This is a genomic window from Pseudoduganella aquatica (assembly GCF_020865585.1).
Taxonomy (GTDB): domain Bacteria; phylum Pseudomonadota; class Gammaproteobacteria; order Burkholderiales; family Burkholderiaceae_D; genus Rugamonas; species Rugamonas aquatica_A.
In genome coordinates, this window is the sequence record NZ_CP086370.1 from 3224400 (window position 1) to 3247993 (window position 23594).

General features: G+C 63.5%; 20 protein-coding genes and 1 pseudogene. 11 read left to right on the forward strand and 10 right to left on the reverse strand.

The window, feature by feature from the left end:
* Positions 1-50 precede the first annotated feature (50 nt).
* The gene (locus KT882_RS14435) at positions 51-686 is read right to left on the reverse strand and encodes a sensor histidine kinase (protein WP_161072307.1); all 636 of its coding nucleotides are present in this window, start codon (positions 684-686) and stop codon (positions 51-53) included.
* Positions 687-1017: 331 nt separating this feature from the next.
* Here KT882_RS14435 and KT882_RS14440 point away from each other — a divergent pair, with 331 nt between their 5' ends.
* Positions 1018-1809: a substrate-binding periplasmic protein gene (locus KT882_RS14440; RefSeq protein ID WP_161072306.1), complete on the forward strand. Its 792-nt coding sequence runs from the start codon at positions 1018-1020 to the stop codon at positions 1807-1809.
* A 320-nt stretch (positions 1810-2129) separates the two neighbouring features.
* On the opposite strand, the gene tcuC is transcribed toward KT882_RS14440, so the two are convergent.
* The 3 genes from tcuC to KT882_RS14455 are packed head-to-tail and all read right to left on the reverse strand — an operon-like array spanning position 2130 to position 5408.
* On the reverse strand, positions 2130-3455 hold the full coding sequence (tcuC, locus tag KT882_RS14445; protein WP_161072305.1) for an MFS transporter: 1326 nt from the start codon (positions 3453-3455) through the stop codon (positions 2130-2132).
* A 56-nt stretch (positions 3456-3511) separates the two neighbouring features.
* Positions 3512-4297, reverse strand: coding sequence for a substrate-binding domain-containing protein (locus tag KT882_RS14450; protein ID WP_161072304.1), 786 nt, complete (start codon positions 4295-4297; stop codon positions 3512-3514).
* A 19-nt stretch (positions 4298-4316) separates the two neighbouring features.
* A complete protein-coding gene (locus KT882_RS14455; RefSeq protein ID WP_228896357.1) occupies positions 4317-5408 on the reverse strand; it encodes a porin in 1092 nt (363 codons plus the stop codon).
* Positions 5409-5517: 109 nt separating this feature from the next.
* On the opposite strand from KT882_RS14455, the gene KT882_RS14460 reads away from it, so the two are divergent.
* Entirely contained in the window at positions 5518-6453 is a 936-nt protein-coding gene (locus tag KT882_RS14460) for a LysR family transcriptional regulator (protein WP_228896359.1), read from the forward strand.
* On the opposite strand, the gene KT882_RS14465 is transcribed toward KT882_RS14460, so the two are convergent.
* Positions 6414-7418, reverse strand: a complete 1005-nt coding sequence (locus tag KT882_RS14465) for a GlxA family transcriptional regulator (RefSeq protein ID WP_228896643.1) — start codon at positions 7416-7418, stop codon at positions 6414-6416. The genes KT882_RS14460 and KT882_RS14465 overlap by 40 nt on opposite strands.
* A gap of 143 nt (positions 7419-7561) precedes the next feature.
* Here KT882_RS14465 and KT882_RS14470 point away from each other — a divergent pair, with 143 nt between their 5' ends.
* Together KT882_RS14470 and KT882_RS14475 are read left to right on the forward strand one after the other, a co-directional pair.
* Positions 7562-8668, forward strand: coding sequence for an S-(hydroxymethyl)glutathione dehydrogenase/class III alcohol dehydrogenase (locus tag KT882_RS14470; protein WP_228896362.1), 1107 nt, complete (start codon positions 7562-7564; stop codon positions 8666-8668).
* Between the two features lie 79 nt (positions 8669-8747).
* Positions 8748-10394, forward strand: a complete 1647-nt coding sequence (locus KT882_RS14475; protein WP_228896364.1) for a tetratricopeptide repeat protein — start codon at positions 8748-8750, stop codon at positions 10392-10394.
* A gap of 11 nt (positions 10395-10405) precedes the next feature.
* Here KT882_RS14475 and KT882_RS14480 read toward each other — a convergent pair whose 3' ends face one another.
* On the reverse strand, positions 10406-10846 hold the full coding sequence (locus KT882_RS14480; protein ID WP_161072299.1) for an FKBP-type peptidyl-prolyl cis-trans isomerase: 441 nt from the start codon (positions 10844-10846) through the stop codon (positions 10406-10408).
* Between the two features lie 264 nt (positions 10847-11110).
* Here KT882_RS14480 and KT882_RS14485 point away from each other — a divergent pair, with 264 nt between their 5' ends.
* Both KT882_RS14485 and KT882_RS14490 read left to right on the forward strand, forming a co-directional pair.
* Positions 11111-11830, forward strand: coding sequence for a hypothetical protein (locus KT882_RS14485; RefSeq protein WP_161072298.1), 720 nt, complete (start codon positions 11111-11113; stop codon positions 11828-11830).
* Between the two features lie 2 nt (positions 11831-11832).
* A complete protein-coding gene (locus KT882_RS14490) occupies positions 11833-12108 on the forward strand; it encodes a hypothetical protein (protein WP_228896366.1) in 276 nt (91 codons plus the stop codon).
* Here KT882_RS14490 and KT882_RS14495 read toward each other — a convergent pair.
* A pseudogene (locus KT882_RS14495) lies at positions 12101-13243 on the reverse strand (IS3 family transposase). The gene KT882_RS14490 and the pseudogene KT882_RS14495 sit on opposite strands and share 8 nt — an antisense overlap.
* 72 nt (positions 13244-13315) lie before the next feature.
* Between KT882_RS14495 and KT882_RS14500 the strand changes: the two are divergent.
* Positions 13316-13738: an RES family NAD+ phosphorylase gene (locus tag KT882_RS14500; protein ID WP_228896369.1), complete on the forward strand. Its 423-nt coding sequence runs from the start codon at positions 13316-13318 to the stop codon at positions 13736-13738.
* A 51-nt stretch (positions 13739-13789) separates the two neighbouring features.
* Here the strand turns inward: KT882_RS14500 and KT882_RS14505 are convergent, their stop codons facing one another.
* Positions 13790-14146, reverse strand: a complete 357-nt coding sequence (locus KT882_RS14505) for a hypothetical protein (RefSeq protein WP_228896371.1) — start codon at positions 14144-14146, stop codon at positions 13790-13792.
* A 247-nt stretch (positions 14147-14393) separates the two neighbouring features.
* Here KT882_RS14505 and KT882_RS14510 point away from each other — a divergent pair, with 247 nt between their 5' ends.
* The 4 genes from KT882_RS14510 (at position 14394) to KT882_RS14525 (ending at position 20919) form a co-directional block, all read left to right on the forward strand.
* Positions 14394-16022, forward strand: coding sequence for a diguanylate cyclase domain-containing protein (locus tag KT882_RS14510; protein ID WP_228896373.1), 1629 nt, complete (start codon positions 14394-14396; stop codon positions 16020-16022).
* A gap of 124 nt (positions 16023-16146) precedes the next feature.
* Entirely contained in the window at positions 16147-16980 is an 834-nt protein-coding gene (locus tag KT882_RS14515; RefSeq protein ID WP_161072294.1) for a hypothetical protein, read from the forward strand.
* 23 nt (positions 16981-17003) lie between these two features.
* A complete protein-coding gene (locus KT882_RS14520; RefSeq protein ID WP_228896375.1) occupies positions 17004-19244 on the forward strand; it encodes a penicillin acylase family protein in 2241 nt (746 codons plus the stop codon).
* 79 nt (positions 19245-19323) lie between these two features.
* Entirely contained in the window at positions 19324-20919 is a 1596-nt protein-coding gene (locus KT882_RS14525) for a hypothetical protein (protein ID WP_228896378.1), read from the forward strand.
* Here the strand turns inward: KT882_RS14525 and KT882_RS14530 are convergent.
* On the reverse strand, positions 20916-22097 hold the full coding sequence (locus KT882_RS14530; protein WP_228896379.1) for a trans-sulfuration enzyme family protein: 1182 nt from the start codon (positions 22095-22097) through the stop codon (positions 20916-20918). The genes KT882_RS14525 and KT882_RS14530 overlap by 4 nt on opposite strands.
* Complete coding sequence (locus KT882_RS14535; RefSeq protein ID WP_161072291.1) at positions 22094-23470, reverse strand: pyridoxal-phosphate dependent enzyme; 1377 nt, start codon at positions 23468-23470, stop codon at positions 22094-22096. Before KT882_RS14535 ends, KT882_RS14530 begins: the two co-directional genes overlap by 4 nt.
* Between the last annotated feature and the right edge of the window lie 124 nt (positions 23471-23594).

Below are 23594 nucleotides of genomic sequence, written 5' to 3' on the forward strand. Positions count from 1 at the left end.
CTAGTGGGCAAAGCGGTGTGCGGTCTTGCAAGATGCCAGCTCGCCGCGCACTACGCCCATCCCGCTCGTTTCAGGTGCAGGGACACGGTGGTGCCGCCGCTCGTCGGGCTGTCGAGCGACAGGCTGGCGCCAAGCAGTCGTGCCCGCTCTTGCATGCCAAGCAGGCCGTAGTGGCGCGCCGAATCGGCGTTGTCCATGCTCGCACCGCCCAATCCGACGCCATCGTCGCCAACGGCAACCGAGAGGTCCGCTTGGCAACCAAAATCTGCGACCCAAATGTGTGTGGCGGCGGAATGCATGAACGCGTTGCGGATGGCTTCTGCAAGTAGCATGTAGAGTTCGTCGGAATAGGCATCCCGCAGGCAGTACAGTGCGGGCCGCAGCCTGCATGAAAACTTGGCGGGCCGCAGGCGCAGCAGCATTGCGCCGAGCGCGTCAACGCGCTGGCCCAGGCACGCCGTGTGCCCGTCCTGTCGCAGTTGCAGAATCAGCGCGCGACCCTCCGCCATTGCCTCGTTCGCCTGGTTCGCCAGCCGCAGCAGTGCGGCCTTGTCTTGCGACGCGAAGTCGCACTGCTCGACCTGTCGCTCCAGCGCCAGCTGGACGCACTGGCATTGTTGTAGAAAATTGTCGTGAAGAATGCGTGCGATGCGCTGCCGCTCGCGCAGGCGTTCTTGCTGGCGCATAGTGGCCTGCCATTGGCGCCAAGGTTGCCATGTAAGGCCGCGCAGGGGAAGCAGCGCGACTGAAAGAAGAATGCCGAGAATATGAATCACTGTCACGAAGAGCCAGAGGGTGTCGATTGTGCTTGGTTGGGCCAGGTTGCCCGCGGCGGATTCTATGGCAACTCCATCCAGTCATCCAATTAGAAAATGTTATGCCGCCAATAAAGATTTGTTATCGCGGAAGGTTGCTCCATTCCCCCATTTGCTGCCGCACGTTACATTGCGTGGTGCTAACATCACGCTCCGTGCAAGGCACTGATTTTTTAGAAATCACATGGGAAAGGGGAGGGCTGTGTTCAAATGGAGCGAACGGCAGCGCAGCAGGGGCGGGACTGGCCGCCAGCTGGCCGTATGGTTGACGGTATGGGCCGCTGTCGGCTGTGGCGGCGCGCAGGCGGGGCGGCCGATCGAGCTGGCCGCGAATGAATGGCAGCCCTACACTGGCAGCGACGTGCCAAAGCAGGGCGTGGCCACCCAAATTGTGCGCACTGCTTTGCAAAGAGCCGGCTACGCCGTGACAGTCCGCTTTTCCAACTGGCCGCGCGCGCTGCACTCGACCTACCAAGGTGGCGTCGATGGCTTGGTGGCGGTGTGGAGCACATCGTTGCGCTCGGAGCGCCTGCTGTTCAGCGAAAAGTACCTTGAAAACAGGATCGCGGTTGTCGGGACGGCGCAGCGCTTCGTTCGTGTCCAAAGGCTCGGCGAACTGCGCGGCCTGAAAGTCGGCATTGGGCGCGATTACGATTACAGCGAAGAGTTTTTGAGCGAGACGGGTATTGTTACTCAGCCGGTGGACCATGCGCTGCAGAACCTGCTAAAACTGACGCTGGGGCGCATCGACGCGGCCATCGAGGACCGGTTGATCATTCAATACAATATAGTGCGCCATAGCGCCGAGCATCCGCAGTTGCGCACGGTCATTCTGTCAAACAGCGACGTGCTGGTATTGCCGATTCGTCTGGGCATACGCAAAGACCTGCCCGACGCCGAGGCCATCGTGCGCGACTTTGATCGGGCACTGAGCGACATGAGGCGAGACGGTACTTTGAAGGCGATACTCAAGGAGTGGCACATCGTGCCCTAGCGGGTTGCGGCGCACTGCCGAAAGGATGGCGGCGAGCCGTGATCGCAACGGCTGCCTGTGGGCTGCTGGACGCCACTTGTGCCGCACCGGCTGGCGGGGGGGATACCGCCGGAACCGGCGGCATGGTGTGCGATCTATTGCGCTACATGGCGCGCCTGGTAGGCTATCCGCGTTCGCCCCATCTCTATACTATGCAGCGCGCGATGATGGTGGCGGCGTCCGGATCCGGTATCGTCATGGCGGCAGTTACACCCCGAACTTACTGCAGTATGGTTACGTGTTGCCGCCACCGGCATCAACTGAGCCAGACCGCAACTAGTTCAGGCGTGGCGTTCCCTGACGATGCCGCGGTACACGAGGTAGGTCGCCACCAGGCTGATGGCGCCTGCGCCTGCCAGCCAATAGCCAGGGGCCGCCTTATCGCCGCTGACATTGATCAGCCAGGTGCACAGCAGCGGCGTCAATCCTCCGAACATCGCAGTTGCCAGGCTGTAGGCCAGTGAGAAGCCGGTGGTCCGTACCTGCACCGGGATGATCTCCGTCAGCGCGACGATGGTGGCGCCGTTATAGCTGCCGTACAGGAACGACAGCCATAATTCAACCAGTACCATATTGGCAAAGCTCGGATTGGCGATCAGCCACGACAGCACAGGGTAGGCCGTCAATGCCACCATCGCCGAACAGGCGGCCATGATGGGCCAGCGTCCAATCCGGTCCGAGAGGGCGCCCATGATGGGCAGCCAGATAAAATTCGACAGTCCGACGCACAAGGTCACGAGCAAGCTGTCCTCCGTGCTCAACTTGAGGACGTTTTTGCCGAACGTTGGCGTGTACACCGTAATCATGTAGAACGCGACGGTTGTCAGCACGACCAGCATGGCGCCGACTGTGACCAGGGGCCAGTTCCGGGCGATGGTCCCCATCATCTGGCGGAAGGTCGGATGCGTCTTCTGCGCCAGGTAGGCTTCGGTTTCCTGCAAGGAGCGGCGGATGTAAAACACCACAGGAATGATCGAACAGCCAATGAAGAACGGGATGCGCCAGCCCCAGTCGGCGATCATCTCCTTCGCGAACGCTTGGTTGAGCGCATAGCCCAGCGCGGCGGAAAAGATGATGGCCACCTGCTGGCTGGCCGACTGCCAGCTGACGTAGAAACCCTTGTTGCCCGTCGTTGCCATTTCCGACAAGTAGACCGAAACGCCGCCCAACTCCACACCCGCAGAGAAACCCTGCAGCAGGCGGCCTATCAGCACCAGCAGCGGCGCCAGCAGGCCGATACTGGCATAGCCAGGGACGAAGGCGATCAGCGCGGTCCCTGAGGCCATAATGCCGAGGGTAAGCACCAAACCCTTGCGCCTGCCAATGCGGTCGATGTAGCTGCCCAGGAAGATAGCGCCCAGCGGACGCATGAAGAAGCCGGCGCCGAAAGTGGCGAACGTCATCATCAGCGCCGCATATTCGCTGGTGGCGGGAAAGAATGCGGCAGCGATCTGCTGCGCATAAAAACCGAACAGGAAGAAATCATACATTTCGATGAAGTTGCCGCTGGTAACACGGATGACCGTGCCTAGCCTGGACGCGCGGCGCACCGGTACGGTTGCGGCGGGAGCCGCAACGCCCGCGTCGATGGTGGAGTAGCTTGTCATAACGACCTCTCAAAAAAAAAAAGCACCGGCGCGCCGCGCCGGCTTGAAAATGGGATTCAGTGCCGCGTGGCCACCGGTTCCAGGCCCGTTGCCTCGATGGCCGCCGCGTTGGCGGGCGAAGCCAGGAAGCGCAATAGCGCGCGGGCGGCCTCCGGGTGGCTGGAGCCGCGCACAACGGCGCCGGAAAATTCCGTTCTGAGTTGAACTTCCTCGGGGATCAGGCCGACGATGTCAATGCCGTGCACCGGTTTCAGCTCGCTGCGCTGCTGGCATCCGAAATCCGCCTCGCCCTGCGCGATAATCTCCCCCACCGGGGTGGCGGGAATCTGCGCGGCCTTGCCTTCCATCGCCGGCTTGATGCCGAGCTTGTCTAGAAGTTGCCGCTTGATATACTCACCGCTCGCGCTGTCGGAGTAGGCCACGTGGGACGCATGCAGGAAGGCCTGGCGCAATCCATCGATTGTGCTGATGTCCGGTTTCGGCGCGCCATGCCTGACGGCGCATGCGATCGGGGAATTGGCCAGAACGACCTTGCTGCCCGGTTCGAGTTTTCCTTCGGCCATCAGTTTGTCGAGCGCGTCGCCCACCATGATGACCACGTCGATAGCTTCCCCACGCGCGAGGCGCGCGGGGATGGCATTCTTCGTCGTGCCCATCGATGGTCCCCATGCCGAGAGCAGGCGGTCGCCGCTGGCGTGTTCGTATGGGCCGGAGAGGTCCTTATAGGCCTGGGCAAAGCCGCCGGAGCTGACGACGCGGACGTCGGCTGCATGCGCAGTGGTAGCGAGCGCGAGCGCCGCGAACACCGACAGGGCCTTGGTTTTTAAGTGATGTGGACGCATGGCGATTTCCTTATGTGCGTTAAAATTTGTGCATGAGGCCGAGTGTCAGGCCGCTGCCGTGGCGGCCGTTCGGGCGCGACGCGGTCAGTCCAGCCGCGTCGCCGCGCCAGACGGTGTAGTCGGCCTCGGCATATGCCGTGGTGCGCGGCGCTAGCGTGTTTTCGAGGAAAAGGAAGCCGCGGTTAAAACCGTCGCCGGAAAAACCCGTGGTTTCGCGCCGCACGCTGTACCAGGCCGTGGTGACGAGCAGGCCCGGACGGGCCTCGCGGCTCACGCCTGCCGACAGCACGCGCTGGCGTAACGTCTTGTCCGCTCCCGTGTTGGCCTTGTTGCGCGCGGCGTTTGCCTTGAAGTCCCAGCCGGCGATGCGGACTGCTGCGCCCAGCGTCCAGGCGTTGAGCGGCAAGTCCTCCCGGCTGCGAAATTGCATGGTGGCGCCGGAGACGACCCAGTCCGGGCGCTGGTAAGCCAGCGCGGCGCCGTGGCTTGAGGAGGCTGATGCGTCGCCTGGCGCTTCGCCGAAGGACCAGGCGGCGCGGGCTTGCCATGGCCCGGCGTTGGCGGTGTATTTGACCGTGTTGTCGAGGCGGTAGAAATTGTCGGCGTAGCCGCTGGGGCCGTACTGGCGCCCCAATGCATGCGTGCCAAAGGCGGTATTGCTCAGCCCCGCCACGTTGATGTTCGGATTGAACGAGGCGTAGCGCTTGCCGAGTGGATCGACGGGGATGAGCGCGTCGGACAGCAGGTTGGTCTGGCGTCCCGCAGCGAGGGTGCCATATGGTGATTCAAGTCCGACCCATGCCAGCCGGTCGAACAGGCGGTCGCTCTTGGCCGAAGCGCCGGTGTCGGCATTGATGCCGCCTTCCAGGCGCAGCAGCGCGGCCCAGCCGCCGCCAAGTGTCTCTTTGCCTTTTGCGCCCCAGCGGCTGGTTTGGTCCACGCCGCTGCTGACTGCAGTGCTATGGCCGGGCAGGGCGGGCGCATTGTTCGCGCCAAGGTCGCTGGTGCCCCGCACGCCGACATCGATGATGCCGTACACGTCGATGCCTGACTGCGCGAGGCAGGGGCTGCCTGCCATGAGCAGTGCGGTAAGGGTGCAGGAATGGCGCACGATGTCTCCTCTTTGGATGCCTTCTTGATGAGGCTCATTGTTCAGTGGATGAATCATCCGCTAAATGGCATAATTTGATAATTGCAATTTTCCAGCGTATTAATGCACCATGCGCATCAATTACGATCTCCACGACTTGCAGGCCTTTGTCGCCGTTGCCGACCGCGCCAGTTTTCGCCAGGCTGCAAGCGACCTCTTCCTGTCGCAATCAGCGCTGAGCCGGCGGATCGAAAAACTGGAGGAAGGCCTTGGCGTCAAGTTGTTCGAGCGCACCACGCGCCGCGTGCAATTGACCAATGTGGGGCAAACTTTCCTGGTGAATGTCCGCACCGCGCTCGGCGGGCTGGAGGATGCCGTGCTGGGCGTTGCCGACCTCGCGGCGCACCGGACGGGCACGGTGACGCTTGCGTGCGTGCCCTCTGCCGTCTGGCATTTCCTCCCCGAGGTGTTGAAGCAGTTCAGTGAACGCTTTCCGCGCATCCGGGTGCGCATCCACGACGAAAGCGCCCAGGACGTGCTAAACCTGGTCCTGGCGGGGGAGGCCGATTTCGGGATCAATTTCACTGGCGCGGCGGACCCGGAAATCGTGTTCGAACCGATTTACGAGGAGCGCTATGTGCTGGCCATGCGCCGCGATCATCCCTTTGCGCGCCGCAAGAAGCTGAACTGGAAAGACACGGTGGGCGAACGGTATATTTCGGTGGCCAAGTCGAGCGGCAACCGCAGCGTCATCGACGCCGCGCTGGCCGGCGTGGAGAAACATCCACTTATCTTTTGCGAAGCCAATCACGTGTCGGGCGTACTGGCCCTGGTCGAGGCGGGCATGGGGGTGGCCGCGGTGCCCGGTTTGTCCGTGCTGCCTGGGCGGCCGGATACCATCGTCGGCGTGCCGCTGGTGAATCCTGCCATCCATCGGACACTGGGTTTGATCAGCAAGCGCAATCACACCATGGCGCCCGCCGCGCGCACGCTGTTCGAGATGCTCTCGAACAGCCTTTCGGCCCCTCAGGCCTCAACGCCCGTTGTGGCAAAACGCTCGCGGTAGAGCTTGGGCGTGATGCCCAGTTTTTTCAAAAACACCCTGCGCATATGCGCCTCATCGGTAAAACCGGCGCGCGCCGCGACTGTCTTCAGCGAGAGCGCCAGCTCCGCCAGCAATGACATCGCTCCTTCGAAGCGGCTGCGCTCGATAAACTCCTGGGTACTCATGCCCACTTCCTGCTGAAACACCCGGGTGAAATGACGCTCGCTCATCATCGCCTTCTGCGCGAGCTGCGCCACCGAAAGCTTTTCTTGCAGGTTGTCCAGTATCCAGTTCTGCAGTTCACGTATATTGGGCCGGGCCGTGCGCTCATTGCGCAGGTGCGCGCTGAATTGCGACTGCCCGCCTGGCCGCTTCAGGAACACCACCATCTCGGTGGCCACCTCCAATGCCAGCTCGCGGCCGAAATCCTCCTCAACCAGTGCCAGCGCCAAATCAATGCCCGCTGTCACGCCGGCGGACGTCCACACATTGCCGGCGCAGATGAAGATGGCGTCGGCGTCCACGTGGACGGCGGGGAAGTCCGTTTGCAATCGCTCCGCCACGCTCCAATGGGTGGTCGCGCGTTTGCCATCCAGTACGCCTGCCGCAGCGAGGAAAAACGCACCGGAGCACAAGGAGGCCAGGCGCTTGAGGCGCGGCGCCACGGAGGCGACCCAGTCTATGATTGCCGCGCTCTCGACCAGCGCCTCCTGGATGTGGCGCGCGCCGACGATGATGGCGTTGTCGGGCAGGGCGAGGGGGCTGAGGGCTTTGGTGGCGTCGAGCGACATCAAGGTGTCCGAGCGCACCTGGCCGACCTTGCACGACGCCACCCGCACGTCATAACCCGGCGCCTTGCCACGGCGCTGCAGATGCAAATTTGCGTATTCGAACACCGACATGGGACCAATCGCTTCGACTGCCTTGAAGCCTGGATAGACGATGATGTCGATGGTCGTTGCTGCGCGGTGTGAGGGTGAATTCATGAAGAGGTGATGCTGGGAGGTCTGAAAAATCCGGTCATTATGGCACCATTTCCGGCCATTCTCTCCCGGCTCCCGCCGTTTGGCCTGCGAAGGCATGCACAATGCCTCGGCCTGATTCACACACCTTTACGGGAGCACGTTTTATGAAAACCAAAGCAGCTGTTGCGTGGCGCGCCGGCGCGCCGCTGACCATCGAGGAAGTTGACCTGCAGGGACCGCGCGCGGGCGAGGTTCTGGTCGAGCTAAAAGCCACGGGAATCTGCCATACCGACTACTACACCCTGTCCGGGGCCGATCCGGAAGGCTTGTTCCCGGCCATTCTGGGCCATGAGGGAGCGGGTGTGGTGGTGGATGTTGGGCCGGGCGTCACGACCCTCAAGAAAGACGACCATGTGATCCCGCTGTACACGCCCGAATGCCGCCAATGCAAATTCTGCCTGTCGCGGAAGACCAATCTGTGCCAGGCGATCCGCTCGACCCAGGGGCGGGGCCTGATGCCGGACGCCACCAGCCGCTTTTCGCTGGACGGCAAGCCGCTGTTCCACTACATGGGCACGTCCACGTTCTCGAACTACATCGTGGTGCCGGAAATTGCGCTGGCCAGGATCCGCGAAGATGCGCCGTTCGACAAGGTTTGCTACATCGGCTGCGGCGTCACCACCGGCGTGGGCGCGGTGCTGTTCTCGGCCAAGGTGGAGGCCGGCGCCAACGTGGTGGTGTTCGGCCTGGGTGGCATAGGCTTGAACGTGATCCAGGCGGCCAGGATGGTGGGCGCCGACAAGATCATCGGTGTGGACATCAACCCTGGCCGCGAGGAAATGGCGCGCAAATTCGGCATGACGCACTTCATCAATCCGAATCAGGTGGAGAACGTCGTCGACCACATCGTCCAGCTGACCGACGGCGGCGCCGACTACAGTTTCGAGTGCGTCGGCAACACCACGCTGATGCGCCAGGCGCTGGAGTGCACGCACAAAGGCTGGGGCAAGTCATTCATCATTGGCGTTGCCGCTGCGGGGCAGGAGATCTCGACCCGTCCGTTCCAGCTGGTCACCGGCCGCGAGTGGCGCGGCTCGGCGTTTGGCGGCGCGCGCGGACGCACCGACGTGCCGAAGATCGTCGACTGGTACATGGAAGGCAAGCTCAACATCGATGACCTGATCACCCACCGCCTGCCGCTCGAACGCATCAACGAAGGCTTCGACCTGATGAAGAGCGGCGAGTCGATCCGTTCGGTGGTTTTGTACTAATCATTGCCAAATATCAGCGCCAGTGGCAAAGTCAATTCTCCAATGCAGGATGAAGTCATTTTGCTTACCAGGAGGGACTTTGCGTAGAAAAGCATATGGGCACGGCGCCGAGATCCTGATCTGGCTGGCGGCCGGTCTGTCGCACACCGCGTTTGCCCAGTCCCCCGCGCTGGCGCAGGAGCCACAGCAATCCAGCACCGTTGTGGTGGCTGCGCCGCGCCCGGTCAAGCAGCCGATGGCGGATACCGAAGCGCGGATACGGAAAATCGTTTCGGGGCAGGCCACCGCATTCGAGGGATTGCTGCGCTGGTGCCTGAAGGGGCCGATCACGAATCTCGATTTTAAAGTCATGTGCGGCAGGAGCCATATCCAGGCGAAGGACAAGAGCCTGGGTGAAGGGCTGGAGGCCTTCGAGAAGCACGACTATGCGATAGCACTGCAGCGATTCGAGGCCGCGTACGAGAAAGTAGGCTACCCGGATGCTGCCTTGATGCTGGCGCATATGCATCGCCAAGGGCTCGGCACGCCGAAGGATGCTGTCCAGGGCATCCGGTGGCTCCGTGCGGTCGCCGAGGACCGGTTCAATCCGCACCGCGACCGGATGCGTTTCAATCCCCGCAAGCCGGAAACGACGAATGCCCGCATTGAGGCTGCCATGGCGTTGGCACGCATTTACCAGCTCGGGGACGAGGCGGAGCGGGACTGGGCCGAGGCGGAGAGATGGTATGTCAGGGCTGCTGAGTTCGGGTTCGTACCGGCATGGAATACCTTGGGAGAGTACTATCTGGGACGCGATGGCGTCGTGCGCGATCTGGACCGGGCTTACCGCTATTTCAGCATGGCGGCGGAGGAGGGCCACTCCGGCCCCCAGCTTGCGATTGGGCGGATGTCTGCACTTGGCGAGCATGCGCAGGCCGCGCCAGAACTGGCAAAACCGGCAGGGCACGGCTTGCCTGGCCCGGTGGCGAGCGCTGCTGCCGACGAGATGGTCCTTCCCGCAGAAAGCCATGGCCAGGCAGGGGAAGGCCTGGCCATGGTCCGCGTGACCGGTTTGCGGGCGGTGCCCTGGAAGAGCTATGGCGCCATGCGTGCAGCTGTCTCGGCCTACGAAAAACACAAATCCCTCGCGCCCGACGCGGTATTCAGTTTCGCGCTGATGCCGCCGGCGGGAATGCAGCTCCCGCCCAATTTCGCGCTGCGTGTGCGCACCGAGACAGGGCAGGAATTCCCAATACCCCTTGAGCATGGCGAATTGTTCACACTGCCGCTGCTGCCCGATCTTGAAGCGGAGGCGGACTTGGTAAGCAATTTCAAGGGAGGCACCTTACGGATTGGACTACTCGTGCACACCCCCACGGTATCGCCTGAAAAGCTGCGCCTGGGCGACCTTCGCCTGCGATATGAAATCAACGCCGCCATTGCGATGTTTGACGATCCGCAGGAATACGACGCCCAATGCAAGGGGACGGGGCGCTGGAGCCGCTGCAAGCGGCCCAGCAAGGCAATATGGCATCAGCCTTGGGCAGCCACCAGCGGCGCGTGGATCATCGAGGGAAGCCGGCGCACGCCCTTGCAAGCCAACGATGATCCCAAGAACCCAATGTATCGGATGCCAATCGCGAGCGGGCAGTGGAGCAACGACGCGATTATCGAGTTCGACTACAAGGTTCCGCTGCTTCGTCCACGAAAACTCTTCGAAGTGGCGATTTATAACGCGAACGACTAAGCGGCCGAACCTTATCGCACGTCCAGCAGTTCCACTTCGAAGATCAGCGTGGCATTCGGCGGAATCGGGCCCGCGCCGCCGTCGCCGTAGCCCAGTGCTGCAGGCACGATCAGGGTGCGCTTGCCGCCCACCTTCATGCCTTGCACGCCATCGTCCCAGCCTTTGATAACCTGGCCGGCGCCCAGTGGGAAGGCGAATGGCGAGCGGCCGATCGAGGAATCGAACTGCTGGCCGTGCTGCTGGGGCGCAGCCGGCTCGTACAGCCAGCCGGTGTAGTTCACCACGGCGGTGCTGCCCGCCACCGCTTCCTTGCCCGTGCCGGTGACGGTGTCGATCTTCTGGAAAGCCACGGCAGGCGCTGCGGCTGCGGCGGGGGCTTTGGCGCGGTCGCACGCGGCCAGGGTCAACGTCAGGGACAGCGCCAGGAGGCTGGAGGGGATCAGTTGTTTCATGAGTACTTTCATAGTGGATGAGCTAAATCGCAGCAGCATACACCACCAGCAGCCCAGTTGCGCATATGGGCGTTTGCGGAACCTGGGCTTGCGAATGCTGCCACGCGCGCTCAGGAAATTCATGCTGCGTTGGACGACAACATCCCCTGGAGCATGTCTATGTTTAGGATTTTGATAATCTCGAGAAAGTTGATAAACTTAAGAATTGTTGATATTCTAACGACTGATAGCTAATTTAGCCCCTAGGCCGCCAGGATCAATCCCATGCTGCCACCCATCCTGCAGCCGCTCTACCACAAATTGCTTAAGGATCGAGAGATGACACTGCAATCTGAACCTTCTGTCATTGAGTCCTGGGATATCCACCTTACCCAGCGCGACTTGGCTGTTCTGGACCGTTTTTCTCAACTGGTTATCGAACGGGCAGATGCGCTTGCGCAAGGACCGGATCGTCTCCGTGTGCTCAACTTGGTAAAACGCGCTGTTTCAGAAGGTCGGCAGGCATTGACCGGAAGTGGCGGTGCGACGGAAGTGCCTGCCAATACCAGTCCCAGTGCTCTTCCAGTGTCTAAGCTCAAGGTTTCGGAAGTCGTCGGGCAAGGATGGGTGGGGCTTTCTCAAGCGTCGTTTTATCGCGCTGTAGATAGCAAGCGGTTTTACTGCATCACCCCAGCAGGACGCGCAATCGGTAAGGAATTTCCGGCTTGGCAATTTGTGCCGCCCGTCCCCGAATTGATCGCGCCGGTGCTCGCACTATTTGACGACATGCCGAGTAGTGAAATCCACGCATTCTGGGTGAGCGAGGCCGAGGAACTAAATGGTATGTCTCCAGCGGAAGTGCTTGCAGGGCTGCCATTTGCAACGCGGCACACAACACACACCAGCCAGTGGGCTATCCTGCGCGCGCCAGCACCAGAGCGTGCGCGCAAGGTGACTGAACTGGTTGAGTTCAAACTCAGGAGCGAGGCCGACTTTATAGGCTAAACATGTCTTATCCAACCGATGCAGTGGCGATACCGCCTGCCATTGCTGCACAGTTGCCGCCACGTGATTTGCTAAGGGAAGTCCTGGCATCTTATATTGTTGAAATTCCAGCCGGTTGCGAGCTGGTTAGGGCGGCCTGGAATACGCCGTCGATCTGGCCGCACGCCGTGATGCGTACCTACAGATTCGGGCCGCCGGACAGTATGAAGACTGGTGCGGGATTTCCTTTCTTCTGGATTTATACCGCCGAGACAGCCTATACTGCGGTGGTCAAGTAATTTCGGACACTACGATAGGTTCATGCACTGCCATTTTCCGTTCATAGACGGCGGGCGGCAGATTGCCCAGTGCTGAATTGATGCGCTTGCAGTTATAGAAGCCGACGATGTAGTCGGTGATGTCGGTCTTTGCCTCGGCGTGATTGGCGTATTGGCGCTGCCAGACGCGCTCCATTTTCAGGTTCAGGAAGAAGCGTTCTGCTACGGCGTTATCCCAGCAGTTTCCTTTCCGGCTCATGCTGCAAACAAAACCATGCGTCGCCAGCAGGTCTTGGTAGAGCTCGCTGGCGTATTGGCTGCCCCGGTCCGAATGGACGATCAGGCCGGGTCCTGGGCGCCGCTGCTGGATGGCCATGTTCAGGGCCTCGCAGACGAGCTTGGCAGGCATGCTTGGCGCCATGGACCAGCCGACCACCTTGCGTGCGTACAAATCTATCACGACGGCCAAGTACAGCCAGCCGGAGCCGGTGCGGATGTACGTGATGTCCGATACGTATGCCATGTTGGGCGCGGGCGGATTGAACTGCCGGTTCAGCACATTGGCGGCGATCGGCAGGTCGTGCTTACTGTCCGTCGTGTGAACGAACTTGCGTTTCCAGACGGGCTTCAAAGCCGCTTGGCGCATCAAACGGCGCACCTTGTAGCGCCCGATGTGGAAGCCGGCTTTGCCCGCTGGCTTGAAATTCGGCTTTCAGATGCACGCTAGCCTTGCACACCGCCGGTTTGGCGGAGCGTCGTTGCGCGGCGTAGTAGCCTGATCGGCTTACCTCCAGAACGCGGCAGCTTTGTTGGGCCGGAATGGCCTCCTTTTGCAGTTGATGAACGAGCTGATAGATCATTTCATTTCGCGGGCAAAGAAGGCCGAGGCCTTTTTTAAGATGGTCACATCCTGCCGCAATTGCTGATTTTCCAGTTCGAGTTGCCGAATGCGCTGCTGCTCGGCGGTGAGTGGTTTGCCGATGCCCGGCTGGCCGCTTTGCTCGGCACTGTATTGCGCCAGCCAGCGCCGGATAGCAGTTTGGCCGATGTCCATGCTTTCGCTGACGTTCTGGATGCTCAGGCCCTGTTCCTTGATCATTCTGACCACCTCCAGCTTCAGGCTCGGATCGAATGTCTTGCGTTTTCTTGTTGTCATGCTTTAACTCCTCAGATGGTGAATTTTCCACCTATTGAGGTGTCCAGGCAAATTAGACCACGGCATACAGCAGTGTGGGAAGCGCAGTTTTGCAAGAACCCCGCGACCCATCCTGGTCGTTTCGTCATTGAGGCGGGCGCGGAAAATGGCTTGATTGCTAACCTATCGTTCTCTCAGCCACTGCAGCTTTTCGATCTCTCCGGTGTCGCTGCGAGCCGACTGGGAATTTATGATCATCTCCGTAGTCCAGATTATATTTGGTGCCAATGGCTCGGGTTTGAGCTTGACCAGATCTTGGCCGAACTCGGTGGGCAAGTACACGGGTTTATTTATCCGTCGCGACGACACCCCGGGGCGCGTGCCTATGCCATTTCTTCGCACGTGCAGAGCGTGCTGGCGCGGGTGATGGCGACCAAAGTCCAGCAGTTTTCAGAAGCGAGAATATTCGCAGAGCTATTAGCTGATCCCTGCCACATTGCGCGAAACTTGCTATGAGGCCCTGCACGGCGCAGGTGGCTTACTTAGCATCCTCAACATCAATCACAATCAGCTCTTGCCGTCTGCGGAGAGCACGCATTTGGCGATCGATCCCGATTCAGCGCCGGAGGCGTTTTTCGCGGAAAACTTGAGCAGCACGACCACCATGTCCTCGCCCAATTTGCGCACCTGTGGCGTGGTGGTGGAATGGTGGAAATCCAGCGTAGTCTTGTTTTTCGAGCGCGCTATCACGCCGCTCTCGCAAGTCTGGGCTGCGATGTGTTCCAAGCCGCTCGCTGGGGCCGCTATGGCCGGCTTCGCGTGGCTCGAACCGCATGCGCCCACGCCGACTGAAAACAGCAGGGCAAATCCAGCCAGCTTTTTCGGGAAAGCGGCGGCCCGCAAGGTCAACAGTAGTTTGTCCACTTATTCTGCCCTCCAGTTAAATGTCGGGAAATAATACACGATTGGCAATTTTCTTCGTGCCTGCTCTTCGCCAGCGCCCTCGTTGCCATCGTGCAACGCACGTCAATTGCTGTTATGCCCAGCGGGAATATCCACTATAATCGCGGCAGATTGGCCGGCGCCTCGCCTCCGCTCCCGGCTACCGAAATGGCCCCAGCTCCGCCAATGTATTAATTGGATGCGCTCCGTGCGCGGCAGGAGGCTTGCTATGCGGCCAGTGGTTCATTTCTTCCTTAGTTTCAAATTCAAGATCACGATGCTCGTCACCGCGATGGTGCTGTTCGCCGCGCTGGGCGCGGGCGGCGTGTCGCTGCTGATTGCCGAATCGGCCATGCGCCAGTCGATCGCGCAGCAGGAGCAGGCGCTGCTGGCGACCGCCGCAGCCTATGTGGAGCGCGACATCGTGGCCAAGCGCCAGATGCTCAAGGCGTTCACCGAGCAGCCGTCCGGTGCCGAACCTGCGCTCGGCGACATGCAGGCGCTGCTGGAAGCGCACAGCAGCCTGCGCGACGAATTCTTCAACGTCACCGTGTTCGATACGCAAGGCAATCTGGTCGCCAGTCTGGTGGACCGCCGCGCCCGGGGCACGCTGAACGTGGCCGCGCGCCAGTACTTCAGGGACACCCTGCGCACGCGCGAAGGCGTGACGTCGGCGCCGTTCCGCAGCGTACTGACCGGCAAGCCGATAGTCGCGCTGACGCAGCCGTTGCTCAATTCCAAGGGCGAGATCATCGGCGTGGTGCAGGGCTCCATCGAGCTGCTGCGGCCCTCGTTTTCGGCACGCCTCGACAGTCTGCGCTCCGGCACGGGCGGCTATCTGTTTATCGTGACCGGCGACGGCGTCTTTGTGCACCATCCCAACAAGGCCTTGCTGCTGAACCACGGGGACGCCGGCGACGGCTCTCTGGTGGACGCGGTGCTGGGCAGCGCGGACGGCTGGACCGACGAGCTGCTCGACGAAGGGGTGCCGACCCTGCTGGCGCACCAGCGCCTGCGCGAGGTGGACTGGGTGATCGCCGTGTCCTATCCGATCCAGAGCGCGTTCGCGCCCATGGCCAGCGTGCGTACCCGGGCACTGGTGGCGGTGGCGGTGGTGACCTTGCTGGCGGGCCTGTTCGGCTGGCTGCTGGTCAAGCTCATGCTGCGTCCGCTGTTGCGCCTGCACCGCCACGTGGTCGACATCGACACCGGCCTGGCGCCGATCAGCGTGTTCGACGTCCAGGGCCGCGACGAGTTTGCCCAGCTGAGCCGGGCGTTCTTCTCCTTGTCGCGCCGCCGCGAGCGGGCCGAGAAGGACTTGCAGCGCCTGGCCACCACCGACGCGCTGACCGGCATCCACAACCGCCGCATGTTCGACGACTATTTCCCGCTGGCGCTGGCACGCGCCCAGCGCGCCGGGCAGCAGGTGGGCCTGGCCTTCCTCGATATCGACCATTTCAAGTCCATCAACGACCAGCACGGCCACGCCGCCGGCGACGCGGTGCTGGTGGAGTTTGCGCGCCGCCTGAGCGACGCCGTGCGCTGCACCGACACGGTGGCCCGGCTGGCGGGGGACGAGTTCGTGATCATTTTCGAGCAGTTGCCCGGCGGGGCCGAGGTCAGCCTGCTGGGCGCAAAGATTATCGAGGCCATGCGGGCGCCGTTCGCGGCGGGCGGGCAGCTGCTGGCCGTGAGCGCCAGCGTGGGCATCGCGCTCACCACCGAGCTGCCGGTGGCGGCGGACCTGGTGATGCGGGCCGCCGACCAGGCCCTGTACGGCGTGAAAGCGGCGGGCCGCAAAGGCTACGCGGTCAATTATGTGGGGGCGGAGCGGGTGCTGCGGGTGCGCGGCGCCTGAGCCTGCCGGAGAGCAGGGCCGCCCGCCTTGGGTTGGACACGCAATTGGTGTAGCATGCTGGACGGCGATGGGGCAGGGTGCGCGCATGCGCGCCGGCCGCGCCCGATTTTTCCAGGAATACCGAATGCAAATCCAAATCAATGACATGCTGCGCAGCTATATCGACCCCTTGACCGAGGCCGAGTACGCTGCGCTTGAGCGCAGCATCCTGGCCGAAGGCTGTCGCGACGCGCTGGTGCTGTGGAACGACGTGCTGGTGGACGGCCACAACCGCTACTCCATCTGCCAGCGCCACAGCATTCCGTTCAAGGTGATCCAGAACGAGAGCTTCCACAGCATGGAAGACGTGATGCTGTGGATGATAGACAACCATCTGGGCCGCCGCAGCGTGTCCGACTTCCAGCGCGGCGTGCTGGCGCTGCGCAAGAAGGACATCATGGACGCCCGCAGCGCCGAGCTGGCCGCGAAAACGGCGGCCGAGGACGCGAGCATCACCCCGCCCGAGCCGGACCAGGAAGGCGCCCCTGCGCCGGCCAAGGTGCGCACCTCGCGCGAGGACATCGCGCGCGCCGCCCGTCTGAGCAGCAACACCATCAGCCAGATCGAGAAGATCCAGAAAACGGCCGCGCCCGAGCTGGTGGAGGCTGTGCGCGCCGGCACCATCTCCATCAACGCCGCCGCCACGGTGGCGTCGCTGCCCGAGGCCGAGCAGGTGGCGGCGGTGGCGGGTGGCAAGAAGCTGCTGCAGCAGGCCGCCAAGGAGATCCGCGAACAGCGCGCCGCATCGCGCCCGCCCAAGGAAGCCAAGGCGGGCGAGGACGGCGCGATGGCCGAGCCGATGAGCGAAGTCGAGCAATTGCGCGCCGAAGTGGCGCAGCTGAAAGACCGCGTGTCCAAGTTGCGCAATGAAAACGCGGAACTGCGCGAGCGCATCGCGCAGCTGGTGGACGCTTCCTGATCAGAACAAACCCGGAGTTGCCTATGTCGAGATGGAGTTTTCTGCTGCTGGCCGCCGCTTGCGGCGCCAGCGCCGCGCCGCTGTGCGCCAGTGCAGCGCAGTCCGGCACGCCTGCCACGCCGCGCGCTGCCGCCGCCGTACCGCCGTCCAAAGCCGAGGCCGCGCGCCTGAAAGGGCTGGCCCAGCGCGTGACGATCTTGCGCGACAAGTGGGGCATTCCCCACGTCTACGGCCAGACCGACGCGGACGCCGTGTTCGGCCTGCTGTACGCGCAGGCGGAGGACGACTTCCACCGGGTGGAACTCAATTACATCAACGCCATGGGCCGCCTGGCCGAGGTGCAGGGCGAGGCCGAGCTGTACCGGGACCTGCGCATGAAGCTGTTCATCACGCCCGAGAGTCTGAAAGCGCAGTACGCGGCCGCGCCGGCCTGGCTGAAAAAGCTGATGAACGCCTATGCGGACGGCCTGAACTACTATCTGCTCACGCATCCCGACGTGCAGCCGGCGCTGATCACGCGCTTCGAGCCGTGGATGGCGCTTAGCTTCAGCGAAGGCAGCATAGGCGGCGATATCGAATCGGTGGACCTGAAGGAGCTGGAACGCTTCTACGGCAAGACGCCGCAGCCGTTGCCGCCGCTGGCGCTGGCCGGCAGCGACCTGGACCACGAGCCCAGCGGCTCGAACGGCTTCGCCATTGCGCCGGCCATCAGCAAGTCCGGCCACGCCATGCTGATGATCAATCCGCACACCTCCTTCTATTTCCGGCCCGAAGTGCAGGTCAGCAGCATGGAAGGCCTGAACGCCTACGGCGCCGTGACCTGGGGCCAGTTCTTCGTCTACCAGGGCTTCAACGAGCGCCTGGGTTGGATGCACACTTCCGGCGGCGGCGACGTCATCGACGAGTTCCTGGAGACGGTCAGCGGCAAGGATGGCAAATTCGTCTACAAATACGGCCGCGAGGAGCGTCCCGTGAAAGCGGTGCCGCTGCGCCTGCCCTACAAAACCGCCGCCGGCATGGCGGAGAAGACCGTCACCGCCTACTTCACGCACCACGGCCCGGTGGTGCGTGCCATCGACGGCCGCTGGGTATCGGTCAGCCTGATGAACGAGCCATTGAAAGCGCTGCAACAGTCCTGGCTGCGCACCAAGGCGCGCAACTATGCCGAGTTCTACAAGGTGATGGAGCTGCGCACCAACTCGTCCAACAACACCGTGTATGCGGATGCGGACGGCAATATCGCCTACTTCCATGGCAATTTTATTCCCGTGCGCGACCCGCGCTTCAATTACCGCAAGCCGGTGGACGGCAGCGATCCCGCCACCGACTGGAAGGGCCTGCACGCGGTGAAGGACACGATACAGCTGTTCAATCCGAAGAACGGCTGGATCCAGAACACCAACAGCACGCCGTTCACGGCGGCGGGCGCCTACAGCCCGAAAGCGGCCGACTATCCGGCCTACATGGCGGCGCAGCCGGAGAACGCGCGCGGCATCCACGCCGTGCGGGTACTGGAGAACAAAAAGGACTTCACGCTGGAGAGCCTGATCGCCTCGGCCTACGACAGCCAGCTCACCGCCTTCGAGCCGCTGCTGCCGCAGCTGTTCGCGGCCTGGGACGAGCTGCCCGACGGCGACACGCTGAAATCCAGCCTGGCGCCGCAGGTGCATGTGCTGCGCCGCTGGGACATGCGCTATTCGCTGGCCTCGGTGCAGACTTCGCTGGCCATCTTCTGGCTGCAGGATCTGGCCAAGATATTCGGCCCGGCGGCCCGCAAGATGGAGCTGCCGGTGCTGGACTATATCGCCACCCAGCTGGCGCCGCAGGAGCGCCTGTACGCGCTGGCGCGCGCGTCGGCCAAGCTGAACGAGGACTTTGGCAGCTGGCAAACGCCGTGGGGTGAAATCAACCGCTTCCAGCGCCTGACTGGCGACGTGGTGCAGCCTTTCGACGACAGCAAGCCCAGCATTCCGGTGCCTTACGCCTCCGGCAACTGGGGCGCGCTGGCGGCCTACGGCCAGACGTCCGCGCCGAAGACCAAGCGCATCTATGGCGAGCGCGGCAACAGCTTTGTGGCGGCGGTGGAATTCGGCAAGCGGGTGCGCGCCAGGAGCATCCTGGCGGGCGGCCAGAGCGGCAACCCGGCCTCGCCGCACTTCATGGACCAGGCCGAAATGTATGCGCGCGGCGAGTTCAAGGATGTGCTGTTCTACAAGGAAGACGTGGAAAAGCACCTGGAACGCAAGTATCACCCGGGCGAGTGAAAAGTTCGGCTGCCGTGCTTGATGCAAATCATGGTGGCTGAGCCTTGAGGGAACATGCTGTGGCGTATGGAGGTGCGCCATGGCTGACATTAAAAGCGAAGGGGCCGCGCGGCCCGTCCAGATCCGCGATTTCATCTTCGTGCGCGAGCTCAGCGAAGTGTATTTGCTGCTCGACTTCATTTCCGGCCGCTGGGACAAGGGCCTGGCGCCGGATGTGCAGGAGCTGATCACCGAGATCTGCGAAATCGGCTGGCCGCCCGAGGCCGGCCAGGCCAGCCAGGCGCATCAGGCGGCCATCCTGCTGCAAGCCAAGGACAAACTGAACGCCGCCGCCAAGCCGGCCAACGGCGCCACCATCGCCTTCACCTTGCTGGTGGTGGGCGAGGACGACCCGCGCCAGCGCTCGCGCTGGGGCCGCCATGTCGACCGCCGGGGAGGCGGCGTCGCGCAGCCCGGAGCCGGCGACGGGGAGGGCATGCGCGCGGACGCAGGGCCGCCGCCCTGGCTGGGCGGCCCCTCCGGCCCCGGCGGCTTGATGGGTGACAGCGCGAGCCGCAGGGCGCCCGGTTCCGGCCGAGGCGACGGCGGCCATGGCAGCGGCGGGGGCAGCGGTGCTGGAAGTGGCGGAAGCGGTAGCGGAGGCGGAGGCGGTGGGGCCGGCGGCGGAGGCAACGGCTGGCCGGGCAGCCGTGCCGGCGCCAGCAATGGCGACCTGATCGCCCCGGGCGGCGGCTTTACGCGCCCGCCCACGCGCATGTCGCTGGCGCGCACCGCCTTCCCCGGCCTGATCGGCCCGGCCGGCAAGTTCAGCCGTGGCATCTGGCGCATCGTGGTGGGCCTGGTGATCTGGCTGGTGTTCACCTGTTTGCTGTCCTGGAACGTCACGGCGGGCAATGTGATCCTGACCCACCTGGACACGCTGCGCACCCAGCAGCGCGAGCTGACCGCCAAGGTGTCGGACGCCGAGGCCAAGCTGGCGGCGGACGAGCTGGCGCGGCTGGCAAAGGGTGCGCCGCAAGCGGCGGCCGTCACGCCGCCCATGCGCCTGGTGGTCTACTGCGACCCCGAGCGTGCGCCCCAGCTGGACAACACGCCGCCGGCGCAGCGCTACCGCAGCATAGAGGAATACCATTTGTGCGCGCAGGACAGCCGGCTGGACCGCGAGCGCTCCGTCACCCGCCACAACCTGGCCGCCTGGCTGCAGCCGTGGAAGGCGCTGTACCGCAGCGCAACCTATTTCCTGGAACCCATTCCCGAGCCGCCGCAGCGTCCCGGCCGCGCGCCGCGCCAGGGCGGCGACGAGGAAACCGCGCGCATCCTCACGCTGGTGCTGGGCAGCGCGGTGCTGCCGCTGTGCTACGGCATCCTGGGCGCTGGCGCGGCGGTGGTGCGCGACCTGTGGCGCAAGATGCGGGAAAGCATGCTGTCGCCGCGCGACCATTCGCTGGCGCTGGGCCAGCTGGCATTGGGCGCCACCATAGGCGCGTGCATCGGCCTGTTCGTCAACGCCAGCGGCACAGGCAGCACCGCCGAGCCCGCGCTGGCGGGCGCGTGGACGCTGAGCGGCTCGGCGCTGTCCTTTATCGCCGGCTTCGGCGTGGAAGGGGTGTTCCAGGCCATGGAAAGCTTTGTCCGGCGCCTGTTCAACGTGCCGGACCCCTCGAAGCCGCGCTAGATGGCGTCCAGCGCGTGCTGCAAGTCCTGGCGCAGGTCGGCCAGGTCTTCGATGCCGACCGACAGGCGTATCAGCCCGTCGCCTATGCCGAGCGCGGCGCGCTGGGCCGCCGGTATGCTGGCGTGCGTCATCAGCGCCGGGTGCTCGATCAGGCTTTCCACGCCGCCCAGGCTTTCGGCCAGCGCAAACACCTCGCAGCGCTCCAGGAAGCGGCGCGCGCCCGCCAGGTCCGTGTCCAGGTCGATGGAGATAATGCCGCCGAAGCCCTCCATCTGCCGCTTGGCCAGTTCGTGCTGGGGATGCGACTTCAGGCCCGGGTAGAACGCCTTTTTCACCTTGGGCTCGCGCTCCAGCCACTCGGCCAGCTGCAAGGCGCTGGCGCAATGCCGTTCCATGCGGATGGCCAGCGTTTTCACGCCGCGCAAGGCCAGGAAGCTGTCGAAGGGGGAGGCGATGGCGCCCACCGAATTTTGCAGAAAACCCAATTGCTCGCGCCACGCCGCCTGCCGTTCCTCGCCCGCCACCACGGCGATGCCGCCGATAATGTCCGAGTGCCCGTTCAGGTACTTGGTGGCCGAATGCACCACGATGTCGAAGCCATGCTCGAGCGGGCGCTGCACCAGCGGGCTGGCGAAGGTGTTGTCGGCCACGGCGATGATGTTGCGCTCGCGGCAGATTTTGGCAATCGCCTGCAGGTCGGCCAGCTTGAGCATGGGGTTGGTCGGCGTTTCCACCCACACCATGCGCGTTTCCGGGCGGATGGCGGCCAGCAGGTTTTCCGGATTGGTCAAATCCACATAGGTGAAGTCGTGGCCCGCGCTGCGGCGGCGCACGCGCTCGAACAGGCGGTAGCTGCCGCCGTACATATCGTCGCCCGCGATGATGTGCGAGCCGGCGTCGGCAATCTCCAGCACGGTGGAAATGGCGGCCAGGCCGGACGCGAAGGCGTAGCCTTGCACGCCGCTTTCCAGGTCGGCCACGCAGCGCTCCAGCGCCCAGCGGGTGGGGTTGTGCGAGCGGCCGTAGTCCAGGCCCTTGTGCACGCCCGGGCTTTCCTGCACAAACGTGGAGGTGGCGTAGATGGGCGGCATGATGGCGCCGGTGGACGGATCGGGCGACTGGCCCGCGTGGATGACGCGGGTGGCCAGGTGGGCTTTGTGGTCTTTGTTTGAGCTCAAGATAAAGTCCTGCGCAAGTGGTTGAGGAGGTCGAAACGGGTGATCAGGCCATAGAACTTGTTGTCGTCGGCCACCACGGCGGTCAGGCCGCGGTCCAGGGTGCTGCGCAGCGCCTGCACGCTGGCCGAGGGATGCAGCGTTTCCAGCCGCGTGGTCATGGTGGCGCCGACCAGGCTGCTGAACTGTTCGGCGTGGTTGTCCACCTTCAGCAGCAGGTCGGACTCGTCGATGATGCCCGCCAGGCGGCCCTGGTCCAGCACCGGCAGCTGGGCCAGGTCGGCCGCGCGCATGCGGTTGAAGGCCACCAGCAAGGTGTCGGACGGCGCCACGCTGACCACGTCGCCCTCGTCGTAGCGGCGGCCGATCAGGTCGCGCAGGTCGTTCGTTTGCGGGCGCTGCACCAGGCCCTGGTCCACCAGCCAGCCGTGGTTGTACATCTTGGACAGGTAGCGCGTGCCGGTGTCGGCCACGAAGCTGACCACGCGCTTGGGCTCGGTCTGCTCGCGGCAGTATTTCAGGGCCGCCGCCAGCAGCGTGCCGGTGGACGAGCCGCCCAGCACGCCTTCGGCGCCCAGCAGGGCGCGCGCGCTGTCGAAGCTTTCCTGGTCGGAAATGGTGTAGGCCTTGCGCACAGAAGTCATGTCCGCAATGGACGGGATGAAGTCCTCGCCTATGCCTTCCACCGCCCAGGAGCCGCTGGTGTCGGACACCACGCCGCTGTCGATGTATTCGGCCAGGATGGAGCCCTTGGGGTCGGCCAGCACGAATTCCAGCTCCGGCTGCACCTTGCGGAAGAAGCGGCTCAGCCCGGTCAGGGTGCCGGACGATCCCACGCCGACCACGATGGCGTCCACGTCGTGGCCCATCTGTTCCCAGATTTCGGGGCCGGTGGTGGTTTCGTGGGCCAGCGGGTTGGCCGGGTTGTTGAACTGGTCGGCGTAAAAGGCGCCCGGCAGCTCGCGCGCCAGGCGGGCCGCGTAGTCCTGGTAGTACTCGGGGTGGCCCTTGCCGACGTCCGAGCGCGTCATGTGCACTTCGGCGCCGAGCGCCTTCAGGTGCAGCACTTTCTCGGTGGACATCTTGTCCGGCACCACCAGCACCACGCGGTAGCCCTTGATGCGGCCCACCAGCGCCAGGCCCAGGCCGGTGTTGCCCGCCGTGGCTTCGATGATGACGCCGCCCGGCTGGAGCTGGCCGCTGCGCTCGGCAGCTTCGATGATGGACAGGCCGATGCGGTCCTTGATGGAGCCGCCGGGATTTTGCGATTCCAGCTTGAGGAACAGGCGGCAGGGGCCGGTGTCGAGCCGGGTGACTTCGATCAGCGGGGTATTGCCGATCAGGCCGAACAGGGCGGCCTCGTGGGGTTGGTTCATAAACACTCCTCGCTTCGAAACAGCGCCGGCCGATTGTGTCGGCCGCGCTTTCCGTGAAAAAAGGCGGATGTTAGGCCGCACGATAGTCGCTGGGAAGGAATCATTGTGTGCTTGTATATGCAAA